This window comes from Microbacterium sp. P5_E9 (assembly GCF_054049175.1).
This window is the reverse complement of record NZ_JBFUMV010000007.1, coordinates 91,151-103,234: the sequence shown is the minus strand read 5'-3', so window position 1 is coordinate 103,234 and position 12,084 is coordinate 91,151. Positions and strand designations below refer to the sequence as shown.

The 12,084-nt window shown below is 71.0% G+C and carries 8 protein-coding genes; all 8 read left to right on the top strand.

The window, feature by feature from the left end; translation table 11 throughout:
- The first annotated feature begins 34 nt into the window (after positions 1–34).
- Positions 35–1,708, top strand: a complete 1,674-nt coding sequence (locus ACXJ3V_RS11400; protein WP_457100424.1) for an ABC-F family ATP-binding cassette domain-containing protein — start codon at positions 35–37, stop codon at positions 1,706–1,708.
- A 44-nt stretch (positions 1,709–1,752) separates the two neighbouring features.
- Positions 1,753–1,938, top strand: coding sequence for a PspC domain-containing protein (locus ACXJ3V_RS11395; protein WP_457100423.1), 186 nt, complete (start codon positions 1,753–1,755; stop codon positions 1,936–1,938).
- 52 nt (positions 1,939–1,990) lie between these two features.
- Entirely contained in the window at positions 1,991–6,811 is a 4,821-nt protein-coding gene (locus ACXJ3V_RS11390) for an ATP-dependent helicase (protein ID WP_457100422.1), read from the top strand.
- Positions 6,804–7,607 carry a DNA-formamidopyrimidine glycosylase family protein gene (locus ACXJ3V_RS11385; RefSeq protein ID WP_457100421.1) on the top strand — a complete coding sequence of 268 codons (804 nt, stop codon included), beginning with the start codon at positions 6,804–6,806 and terminating at the stop codon, positions 7,605–7,607. Before ACXJ3V_RS11390 ends, ACXJ3V_RS11385 begins: the two co-directional genes overlap by 8 nt.
- Before the next feature lie 232 nt (positions 7,608–7,839).
- The gene (locus ACXJ3V_RS11380) at positions 7,840–9,024 is read left to right on the top strand and encodes an ABC transporter ATP-binding protein (RefSeq protein ID WP_457100420.1); all 1,185 of its coding nucleotides are present in this window, start codon (positions 7,840–7,842) and stop codon (positions 9,022–9,024) included.
- A 57-nt stretch (positions 9,025–9,081) separates the two neighbouring features.
- Complete coding sequence (locus ACXJ3V_RS11375) at positions 9,082–10,260, top strand: polyamine ABC transporter substrate-binding protein (RefSeq protein ID WP_457100419.1); 1,179 nt, start codon at positions 9,082–9,084, stop codon at positions 10,258–10,260.
- Entirely contained in the window at positions 10,253–11,143 is an 891-nt protein-coding gene (locus ACXJ3V_RS11370) for an ABC transporter permease (RefSeq protein WP_457100418.1), read from the top strand. The genes ACXJ3V_RS11375 and ACXJ3V_RS11370 overlap by 8 nt, the downstream gene beginning before the upstream one ends.
- The gene (locus tag ACXJ3V_RS11365; RefSeq protein WP_457100417.1) at positions 11,140–12,066 is read left to right on the top strand and encodes an ABC transporter permease; all 927 of its coding nucleotides are present in this window, start codon (positions 11,140–11,142) and stop codon (positions 12,064–12,066) included. The genes ACXJ3V_RS11370 and ACXJ3V_RS11365 overlap by 4 nt, the downstream gene beginning before the upstream one ends.
- The last annotated feature ends 18 nt before the right edge of the window (positions 12,067–12,084 follow it).

Sequence of the window (12,084 nt, the reverse complement as noted above, 5' to 3'; positions counted from 1 at the left end):
GGTGTCAGTGCATCTCTGACCACCAGGAGGCTTCATGCCCGCTCACTCCCTCACCCCCTCCGTCGTCCTCGATCGCGTGTCGTTCACGTGGCCGGACGGCAGCAGCGCGCTGGCCGATGTCTCCGGCGCGTTCGGCGCCGGCCGCACCGGGCTCGTCGGTCGCAACGGCGCCGGCAAGTCGACCCTGCTGCGCCTGATCGCGGGCGCCCTGTCCCCCGCGGCCGGGCACATCACCACATCGACGGATGCCGCGTATCTCCCGCAGCAGCTCACGCTCGACGTCGACCGCCCCGTTGCCGAGCTGCTCGGCGTCGCCGAGACACTCGGCGCGCTGCGCGCGATCGAGTCCGGCGACGTCGACACCCGTCACTTCGACGTCGTCGGCTCGGACTGGGACATCGAGGCGAGGGCGCACGGCGCGCTCGCCGATGCCGGCCTGTCGCCGGGCATGCTCGATCGCCGCGTGGGCGAGCTGTCCGGCGGCGAGGCGGTGCTCGCCGCGATCGCCGGGATCCGGCTGCGCGGCCCAGCGATCGCGCTGCTCGACGAGCCCACCAACAACCTCGACCGCGACGCGCGGGCGAGGCTGTACGGGATGGTCCGCGCCTGGCGCGGCACCCTCATCGTGGTGAGCCACGACACCGCCCTGCTGGAGCTCATGGACGATACCGCCGAGCTCTACGAGGACGAGTTCACCGTGTACGGCGGCCCCTACTCGCAGTGGCGCGCTTGGCTCGACGCCGAGCAGGACGCCGCCCGGCAGGCCGAGCGCACGGCCGTGCAGGCCGTGAAGCGCGAGAAGCGGGACCGCATCGAGGCCGAGGTGAAGATCGCGGTGCGCCAGGCGATGGGGAGGAAGGCGCAGTACGAGAAGCGGGTGCCGCCCATCGTCGCGGGCAACCTCAAGCGCGCGGCCGAGGTCTCGGCGGGCAGGCTGCGCACCGAAGCGCGCGGCAAGGAGTCGGCCGCCCGCACGGCCCTGGAAGCCGCCGAGCGGCGGGTGCGCGACGACGACCGCGTGCGCATCGACCTGCCCGATCCGAACGTGCCGGCCGGGCGCCGCATCGCGACGTTGAGCGACGGCCATCGCTCCTGGACCATCCAGGGCCCGGAGCGGGTGGCCCTGGTCGGTCCAAACGGGTCGGGCAAGACCACCCTGCTCGAAGTTCTCGTGGGCGGGGTGGAACATAACTCCTGCAATCCGGGGGAGGCGGACCTTGTGGTCGGCGGAATCGCGCAGACCTCCGTGGGCGTCGCTGAGGATTGCAGGAGTTACGGGACGGCAGTCCTGCACACCGACCGCGTCGGGTACCTGCCGCAGCGGGTGGACGGGCTGGATGACGCGGCCTCGGTGCTCGAGAACGTCGCGGCCGCGGCATCCGCTGTTCCCATCCCCGAGCTGCGCAATCGGCTCGCGCGGTTCCTCATTCGGGGCGACGCCGTGACGCGGCCGGTCGCGTCGCTGTCGGGCGGAGAGCGGTTCCGGGTCGCGCTCGCCCGCGTGCTGCTGGCCGACCCGCCGCCGCAGCTGCTGGTGCTCGACGAGCCGACGAACAACCTCGACCTCGAGACGGTCGACCAGCTCGTCGACGCCCTCGCCGCCTACCGCGGGGCGGTGCTCGTGGTGAGCCACGACGAGGCGTTCCTGGCGAGACTCGGAATAGACCTCGTCTTGGAGCTCACGGCGGAAGGGCTGGCCGAGCCGTGAGGCCCGCTCTTCCGCCGGGGCAGGATCAGCGGCAGGATGGGCGCATGGCCGCCCTCGTCCGTCCTCGCACCGACCGCATGATCGGCGGAGTGTGCGCCGCGATCGCGAACCGCTTCGAGATGAGCGCCACCATCGTGCGGGCCGTGATGGTGCTCGGCGTCGTCTTCTTCGGCCTGTCGATCGGGCTCTACCTGATCCTCTGGGTGCTGATCCCGCTCGACCGCCCGTAAGCAGGGTGGTCGGTCCGACCCGGATGTCGGCGACAGCGGGCAGGATGGACGGATGAGCGACGTGCTCGCGCGGTTCGGACCTGCGACGCAGGACTGGTTCCGCGGCGCGTTCCCCAGCCCCACCGACGCGCAGATCGGCGCGTGGAACGCGATCTCGCACGGCAGGCACGCGCTCGTGGTCGCACCGACCGGCTCAGGCAAGACGCTGTCAGCGTTCCTCTGGGCGATCGACCGGGTGTTCCACGAGAAGGACGCGGCGCCCGCGCAGGCCGCGGGCAGACGACGGCGGACGGATGCCGCGGCCTCCCCCACCCGCATCCTCTACATCTCGCCGCTCAAGGCGCTCGGCGTCGACGTGGAGCGCAACCTGCGGTCGCCGCTGGTCGGGATCGGGCAGTCCGCGCGGCGCCTCGGCATCTCGGTGCCCGAGGTGACCGTCGGCGTGCGGTCCGGCGACACGACCTCGAGCGACCGGCGCAAGCTCGTCACCGCGCCCCCCGACATCCTCATCACGACCCCGGAGTCGCTCTATCTGATGCTGACCAGCCAGGCTGGGCAGACGCTCGCGGGCGTGCACACTGTGATCGTCGACGAGGTGCACGCGGTCGCGGCGACCAAGCGCGGCGCGCATCTCGCGGTCAGCCTGGAGCGCCTCGACGCGCTGCGCGAGTCACTGAACCCCGGCGGCGCCCCGGCGCAGCGGATCGGCCTGTCCGCGACCGTCCGACCGATCGACGAGGTCGCTCGCTTCCTGGGCGGATCCGCGCCGGTCGAGATCGTGGCACCCCGCTCGAGCAAGGCGTTCGACATGCGGGTGATCGTCCCCGTCGACGACATGATGAACCCGCCTCCGCCGCCGGGTTCGTACGGCGTGGAGCCGTCGGCTGAAGAAGTGCCCGCAGACGAGGACTGGTTCGCCGACCCTTCGACAGGCTCAGGGACCGGGAGTGGCGCTCGACGCCGACCGGAGGCGACCGAGATGACCGGCTCGGTGTGGCCGCACGTCGAGGAGGCGATCGTCGACCGGATCGTCAAGCACCGGTCCACGATCGTGTTCTGCAACTCGCGGCGCCTGGCCGAGCGGCTGACCGCCCGGCTGAACGAGATCTACTCCGAGCGGATGGGGTTGGACCTTCCCGACGCTTCGACAGGCTCAGCGACCGGTGGAATGCCCGCGGCGATGATGGCCGGTCTCGATACGCAAGCTACTCGACCACCGGGTTCTGCGGAGGGCGCTGCCCCGGTGCTCGCGAAGGCGCACCACGGGTCGGTCTCGAAGGAGCAGCGCGCGCAGGTCGAGGAGGAGCTGAAGTCCGGCATCCTGCGCTGCGTCGTCGCGACGAGCAGCCTCGAACTCGGCATCGACATGGGCGCCGTCGACCTCGTCATCCAGGTGGAGGCGCCGCCGAGCGCCGCGTCGGGACTGCAGCGGATCGGGCGGGCAGGCCACCAGGTCGGCGAAGTGAGCCGCGCGGCGCTGTTCCCGAAGCACCGCAGCGATGTGCTGCACACCGCGATCGTCACCGAGCAGATGCTGGCCGGTCGGATCGAATCCATCACGGTGCCGCAGAACCCGCTCGACATCCTGGCGCAGCAGACGGTCGCCGCGTGCGCGGTCGGGCCGATCGACGTTGAAGGCTGGTACGAGACGCTCAAGCGGAGTGCCCCGTTCCGCGCGCTGCCCCGGTCGGCCTACGAGGCGACCCTCGACCTGCTCGCGGGGCGGTTCCCCTCCGACGAGTTCGCCGAGCTGCGACCCAGGGTGATCTGGGATCGCGATCTCGGCACGCTCACCGGGCGGCCCGGGGCGCAGCGGATCGCGGTGACCAGCGGCGGGACGATCCCCGACCGCGGCCTGTTCGGCGTCTTCGTCGCCGGCGAGACCGCGAACGCCCGCGTGGGCGAGCTCGACGAGGAGATGGTCTACGAGTCGCGGGTGAACGACGTCTTCACCCTCGGCACGACGAGCTGGCGGATCGTGGAGATCACCCACGACCGGGTCAATGTCGTGCCGGCATTCGGACAGCCCGGAAAGGTGCCGTTCTGGCACGGCGACGGCCTCGGCAGGCCCGCCGAGCTGGGCGAGGCGCTCGGCGCGTTCTCGCGGGAGGTCTCGGCCGCTACCCCCGAGAAGGCCGAAGCGCGGCTGCGCGACGCGGGGCTCGACGCCAACGCGTCAGGCAACCTGCTCGCCTACCTCGCCGAGCAGCGCGAGGCCACCGGCACTCTCCCCACCGACCGCGCGCTCACGGTCGAGCGCGGCCGGGACGAGGTCGGCGACTGGCGGGTGATCTTGCATTCCCCGTACGGCATGAAGGTGCATGCGCCGTGGGCGCTGGCCGTGAACGCGCGCATTCGCGAACGACTCGGCGTCGACGGGTCGGCGGTCGCGAGCGACGACGGCATCATCGCGCGGATCCCGGATGCCACGGCCGAGCCACCCGGTGCCGAGCTGTTCGTCTTCGACCCGGCCGAGCTCGAGCAGATCGTCACCGACGAAGTCGGCGGCTCGGCGCTGTTCGCCTCCCGCTTCCGCGAGTGCGCGGCCCGGGCGCTGCTGATGCCGCGCCGCAACCCCGGGCGACGGACGCCGCTGTGGCAGCAGCGCCAGCGGTCCGCGCAGCTGCTGGAGGTCGCTCGCCGCTACCCGACGTTCCCGATCATCCTCGAGACCCTCCGCGAAGTGCTGCAGGACGTCTACGACGTCCCGGCCCTGCTGCGGATCGCCGGTGCGATCGGCGAACGGCGCATCCGGCTCATCGAGACCGAGCCTGCCCAGCCATCGCCGTTCGCGCGGGACCTCCTGTTCGGCTACGTCGGCGCCTTCATGTACGAGGGCGATTCGCCGCTCGCCGAGCGGCGCGCCGCCGCGCTCTCGGTCGACCCGGCGCTGCTTTCCGAACTCCTCGGCAAGGTCGAGATGCGCGAGCTGCTCGACCCCGCCGTCATCGCGCAGTTCGAACGCGAGGTGCAGCGACTCGACCCCGAACGCCGCGCCCGGGGCCTCGAGGGCGTCGCCGACCTGCTCCGGATGCTGGGGCCCCTGGACGCCGGCGAGATCGCGGTGCGCCTGCAGTCCGTGGACGAGTCCGAGCACTTCGCGACCGAGGCCGAGGCATCCGCGTTCCTCGAGGACCTCGTCGCGGCGCGCCGGGTCATCCGCGTCACGATCGCCGGGGCGCCGCGGTTCGCCGCGATCGAGGATGCGGGGCGGCTGCTCGATGCGCTCGGGGTCGCGCTGCCTGTCGGAATTCCGACAGCGTTCCTCGACCCGATCGCCGATCCCCTCGGCGACCTCGTCGCCCGGCACGCCCGCACGCACGGCCCCTTCACCGCGGCTGCGGTCGCAGACCGGCTCGGTGTGGGGATCGCCGTCGCCCGGCTCACGCTGCAGCGCCTCGAATCGCAGGGGCGGGTGACGAGCGGCTTCTTCCTCTCCGACGCGGCACGAACGAGCGTTGACGGCGACGGGTACGCCACCGCGCGCGACGAGACCGAGTGGTGCGACACCGAGGTGCTCCGGCGGCTGCGCATGCGCTCGCTCGCCGCCATCCGCGGCACCGTCGAGCCGGTCTCGCAGGATGCCTTCGCGCGGTTCCTCCCCACCTGGCAGCACGTGACCCGGCCGTTGGAGGGCCTGGATGGGGTCGCGGCCGTCATCGAGCAGCTCGCTGGCGTTCCGATCCCAGCGAGCGCCTGGGAGTCGCTGGTCCTCCCGAGCCGGGTCGCGGACTACACCCCGGCGCTGCTCGACGAGCTCACGTCCTCGGGCGAGGTGCTCTGGTCGGGCCATGGCTCCCTTCCCGGCCGCGACGGCTGGATCGCCCTGCACCCCGCCGAGTCGGCGTCCTTGACCCTCGCCGAGCTCGACGATGCCCTGGCGCCGGCTGCCGGAAGCCTCGAGGCGCAGCTGCTGGCGTCGCTCGCCCTCGGCGGCGCGTACTTCGCCGGGCAGCTCCGGCAGCTCACCGGGGCGGAGAACGAGCAATCGGTGATCGACGCCCTGTGGGCTCTCACCTGGAGCGGGCGCGTCACGAACGACACCTTCGCCCCGGTGCGCACGCTCATCGGCGGCGGTTCCCAGGCGCATCGCACCACCCGTCGCGCACCTCGGGCCCGTCTCTACCGGGGCGCCGCGGTGCGCACGGTCGCGGCATCCGTCCCGCCTCGGCCGACCGCGGTCGGCGGACGCTGGTCGCTGCTGCCGACCCCCGAGCCGGATCCGACTCTGCACGCGACCGCGGCCGCGAGCCTGCTGCTCGACCGGTACGGCGTGGTGACCCGCGGCTCGGTGCAGTCCGAGGGCCTCCCGGGCGGCTTCGCGCAGGCCTACCGAGTGCTCGCCGGGTTCGAGGAGGCCGGCCACTGCCGCCGCGGCTACGTGATCGAGAAGCTCGGCGCGGCCCAGTTCGCGGCATCCACCACGGTCGACCGACTGCGAGGCTTCGCGGGCGTGCCCGATCCGGCGCCGCTCACAGCCGTCACCCTGGCCGCCACGGATCCCGCGAACCCGTACGGCGCCGCGCTCGCCTGGCCCGCGCTCGAGGGGGTCGGCCATCGGCCGGGCCGCAAGGCCGGCGGACTCGTCGTGCTCGTCGACGGCGCGCTCGTGCTGTACCTCGAGCGCGGCGGCAAGTCGGCGCTCGCATTCGACGACGACGCGCAGCGCGTCGCCGCGGCCGCCCGTGACCTCGCCGCGACCGCGCGGGCGAGGCGGCTCGACACGCTCACGATCGAGCAGGTCAACGGTGCGTTCGTCTACGGGACGGAGGTCGGCCGCGCGCTGCGCGATGCCGGGTTCGTCGAGTCGACGCGCGGACTCACCCTGCGGCGGGTGACCGCCGGCGACGAACTGCGAGCCGCCCGTGCCTGAGGGCGACACCGTCCATCGCCTCGCCCGCCGGCTGGACGCGGTGCTCGCGGGGCACGAGGTCACCAGGTTCGAGCTGCGCGTGCCGCAGGCCGCGACCGCCGACCTGCGCGGCGAGCCCATCCACAGCGTCGCCGCGCGCGGCAAGCATCTGCTGCACCGGATCGGGCCGTGGACGCTGCACTCCCACCTCAAGATGGAAGGGTCGTGGGACATCCATCGCCCCGGCGAGCGCTGGCGCGCGCCGGGGTTCAAAGCCCGCGCAATCGTCGGCACGGAGGACATCGAGACGGTCGGCTTCGACATCGCCGAGATCGAGCTCGTCCCGACCCGCGACGAGGAGCGGCTCGTCGGCTACCTCGGACCGGATCCGCTCGCCGACGACTGGGACCCCGCGGAGGCGGCGCGGCGTCTCGCCGCCGACCCGAGACCCGTCCACGTCGCAGTGCAGGACCAGCGCAGCATCGCCGGGTTCGGCAACGAATACGCCAACGAGATCCTCTTCGTGCGCGGCATCCTTCCGACCACTCCGGCGAGCGAGACGGATGCCGCCGCCATCGTCGATCTCGGAGCCCGCATGATCCGCGCCAACCGTGATCGCGTCGACCGCACGTTCACGGGCGACACCCGACCCGGCCGCACGACCTGGGTGTATCGGCGCGAAGGCAGGCCCTGCCGGCGGTGCGGCACCCTGATCCGCGGCGGAGCGCTCGGAGCCGACCCGACGCGCGAGCGCATCGTCTTCTGGTGTCCCTCGTGCCAGGTGGCACCGCCGACCGGAGGTTCGAGCGTCGGCTGACCCCGGCGGACAATCTGTCGCCACGACCTTCCTGTCAAGTGGCACACCCGCGATGCGGCCCGGAAACAGCCCGGTTTCCTGCTTGTTACATCGGTCCGGACAATCTGTCGCACCGGTCACCTAGGTCCCCCGGATCGTCCGGTTCGGCGAGCGTTGCATTGCATCCCCGCCGCTCCCGATATTGAATGACCGGACGCGCCACGGCGGCGCAGGAGAACGCGGGGTTGCACACGTGACATCGGCAGTCGAGGCCATCGGCCATTCCCAGGTCGCCAGCGCCCCCGACGCGAGCGGCGCGGTCGCGCTGGACCGCGTCACCAAGCGCTACGGCGATCAGCTCGCGGTCGATGACCTCTCCCTCACGATCGAGCCCGGCGAGTTCATCTCACTGCTCGGTCCCTCCGGCTGCGGGAAGACGACGACACTGCGCATGATCGCCGGCTTCGAAGAACCGGATGCCGGCGACATCCGCGTCTCCGGACGAAGTGTGCTGGGCACCCCGCCCTACCGCCGCAACGTCAACACGGTCTTCCAGGCGTATGCGCTGTTCCCCCACATGAGCGTGGCCGAGAACGTGGCCTACGGCCTGCAGCAACGCCGAACACCCAAAGCCGAGGTGCGTCAACGCGTGTCCGCCGCGCTCGACATGGTGCAGATGCGCCGGTTCGCGGACCGCAAGCCCACCCAGCTCTCCGGCGGCCAGCAGCAGCGGGTCGCGCTCGCTCGGGCCCTCGTCAACCGCCCGTCCGTCCTGCTCCTGGACGAGCCGCTCGGCGCCCTCGACCGCCAGCTGCGCGAAGAGATGCAGCTCGAACTCAAGCTCATCCAGGCGAGGCTCGGCACCACGTTCGTCTTCGTCACGCACGACCAAGGCGAGGCGCTCTCAATGAGCGACCGCATCGCCGTCATGCGCGCGGGGCGCATCGAGCAGCTCGCCGACTCCGACACGATCTACGGCGCCCCGGCTTCGGCGTATGTCGCAGCGTTCGTGGGCCAGCAGAACTTCTTCGACGGGCGGGTGACGCAGGATGCCGCGGCCGTCGACACACCGCATGCCCTGGTTCGTCCCGCCCGGCCGGTGAGCGGCGTCGTCGCGGGTGGCGCGGCGCGCGCCGCCGTGCGCCCCGAGTTCATTCAGCTGTCCGCCGCCCGCCCCGATGGCGACGCCAACGTCGCGGAGGGCCGGGTGATCGGCGTCTCGCATCTGGGCGAGACCATGCAGTTCCTGGTGCAGCTCGGTGGCGATCTTTCGGTGATCGCACGACGACCGACGCCCGACGCGCCGCGGCTGGCGCTGGGTGACACCGCGTGGTGCTCGTGGCGTCCCGACGCGGTGCAGGTGTTCGCCGCCGACGGCGCGGCCTCCGCGGCCGGCTTCGTCGAGCCCCCCACCGCTGAGCCCCTCCCGCACGCCTGACCCACGCACCACCGCACCCCCCGCACCTGACCCTCGCACCACCCGAGAGGACCCTCCATGGCAGAGCAGAATCCCGTCCGCATCCTTGCAAGCCGCGCCGCCGCACCCATCCTGGTGCGGGAGATGTCGCGCCGGCGGTTCCTCTCGTTCGCGGCGGCCGCCGGCGGCGCGGCCTTCCTCGCGGCCTGCGCTTCGCCCGGCGCGAAGCCCGCGCCCGCCGCCACCGGAGGAGAGCTGGAGAGCCAGCTGTCGATGTACTCGTGGGGCGACTACGACGCACCGGAGGTTCTCGAGGCCTTCACCGAGGAGTTCGGCCCGAAGTTCACCGTCGACTCCTTCGGGTCGAACGAAGAGATGATCGCGAAGCTCGTCGCGGCGAAGGGCACCTCCGGCTACGACATCCTTGTTCCGACGGGGGCCTTCATCCCGCAGATGGTGCAGAACAAGCTCCTGCTGAAGCTGAACAAAGACCTGATCCCGAACCTCGAGCACGTGGATCCCGCTTTCCTCAGCCGCGGGTGGGACCCCGCGAACGACTACTCGATCTGCAAGGCCTGGGGCACGACCGGCTTCGTCTACGACAAGACCGTCATCACGCGCGAGCTCAATACCTGGAACGACTTCCTCGATGCCGCGCAGAACGAGGCGAGCGGCAAGGTGAGTGTGCTGGACGACCCGGCAGAGATCACCGGCATGTATTACTGGGCCAACGGCATCGACTGGAACACGACCGACACCGCCGACATCGACGCGTGCGAGGACTTCATCGTGAACACCCTTGCGCCGCACATCGCCGCCTTCGACTCGTACCCCGGCCAGAGCGCGATCGTGCAGGGCACGCAGGCCCTCATCCAGGTGTGGAACGGCGATGCGCGCCAGGGCATCCTGAACTCCCCGGATCCCGACAAGTGGCAGTGGGTGCTCGGCTCGCCGACCACCGAGCTGTGGATGGACAACTGGGCGATCTCGGCATCCGCCCCCCACCCCGAAGCGGCGCACGCGTTCATCAACTACGTGCTGACGCCCGAGAACGCGCTCGCCGAGCTCGACTACATCGGCTACCACACCGGGGCCAAGGACATCCAGGCCGCGGCCGAGGCCGAGGGGGTCGAGATGCTCGACTTCGTCTTCTTCACTCCCGAGCAGCTGGCAACCATGAAGGACGGCGAGGTCAACGAGGCCCAGGAGCGCACCATCGACATCTGGAACAAGGCCAAGGCCGCCGCGGGTGCGTAGGGTCCGCCTCCCCGCCTTCGCCCTCGCGGTCCCCGCATGGGCGTGGCTGCTGGTGTTCTTCGTGCTGCCGGTCGCCGTGGTGTTCTGGTACAGCTTCGGCTACAAACCAGGACTGTTCGGCTCGCACGCGAACGACATCCTCTCGTTCGATCGCTATCTCGAAGCGCTCTCCCCGACCTTCTTCGCCACGTTCCTCAACACGCTGTGGATCGGGATCGCCGGCACCACGATCTGCTTCCTGATCGGCGCGCCGGTCGCCTACTGGATGGCGGTCAAGGCGCCCCCCAACCTGAAGGGGATCCTCATCGCCGTCGTGCTCGTTCCGTTCTGGACGAACTTCCTGGTGCGCACGATCGGCTGGCAGGTGATCCTGTCGCCGCAGGGCTGGCTGTCGCAGCTGTTCGAGTCGATCGGACTCGGGCCTCTCGACATCCTCTACACCCGCCCCGCCGTGCTGCTGGGTGTGGTGTACAACTACCTGCCGCTGATGATCCTGCCTCTGTTCGTCGCCTTCGATCGGGTCGGCCCTGCGCTCCGCGAGGCATCGAAGGACCTGGGCGCCGACCGCTGGCGCACGTTCGCGCAGGTGACCTTTCCGCTCGCCCGGCCCGGGGTGATCGTAGGTGTGCTGCTGGTCTACATCCCTCTGATGGGCGACTACATCACCGCGACGGTGCTCGGCGGCGCGAAGGGCAACATGATCGGGCAACTCGTCGCCAGCCAGTTCCAGACCGCCCAGAACTGGGCGCTGGGCTCGGCGATGGCGATCCTGCTCATCGTCATCATCCTGCTGTCGGTCGCGGTGATCGGCGGGGCGCTGTGGCTCATCTCGCTGCCGTTCCGCGCGCACAGCCGCCTTGTCCTCGGGGAGGCGACGCGATGACCGCCGTGCAGTCCGATGAGCTCCTGACTCCGGATGCCGGGGCCCGGCCGGCTGCGGCATCCGCACCCGTGCCGACGCACCGGCACCGGCGGCCCCTGACGGATCGGCTGCTCGTGGTGTGGAGCATCCTGATCTTCGCGTTCCTGTTCGCACCGATCGTCGTCATCGTCCTGTACTCGTTCAACAACGGGCGCCTGCTCGCGGCGTTCACCGAGTTCGGGTTCGACGGCTACACCGCCCTCGTGCGCAAGAGCGTGCTGAGCGACGCCGTGCTCGTCTCGATCCGCACCGGCGCGATCGCCGCGGTGCTCGCGACCCTGCTCGGGACGCTCGCCGGCATCGCCCTCGCGCGCAAGCCCGGAAAGTGGACCTACTGGTTCATCGGGCTGCTGCTGCTGGTGTCGGTCACCCCCGAGATCGTCGACGCGGTCTCGCTGCTTCCCTGGCTCGTGTTCCTGGGGCAGGACCTCGGCATGTCGGTGTTCAATGACGGCACCGTGCGCCTCGTGATCGGCCACTCGCTGTTCTCGGTCGCAGTGGTCACCTACATCGTGCGTGCCCGGCTCGTCGGTCTGCCCGCGAACCTCGAAGAGGCCTCGGCCGATCTCTACGCGACCCCGCTCCAGACGTTCCGCCGCGTGACGCTGCCGCTCGCGATGCCCGCCGTCCTCGCCGGCGCACTTCTCGCGTTCACGTTCAGCCTCGACAACACGATCGTGTCGTCGTTCGTGCAGGTGTCGGGCTCCACACCGTGGCCCGTCTATGTGCTGAGCTCGCTGCGCACCGGTCTTCGCCCGGAGATCGCCGCGGTCTCGACGATCATGCTCGTCCTCACCCTCGTCGCCCTCGCGGTGGTCGCCTGGGTGCTCAAGCGCGCAGGCGATTCGGCGACCGATATCGCGCGCACGATGGCCGGTGGCTGAGGCCGCCTCCGCACCCGC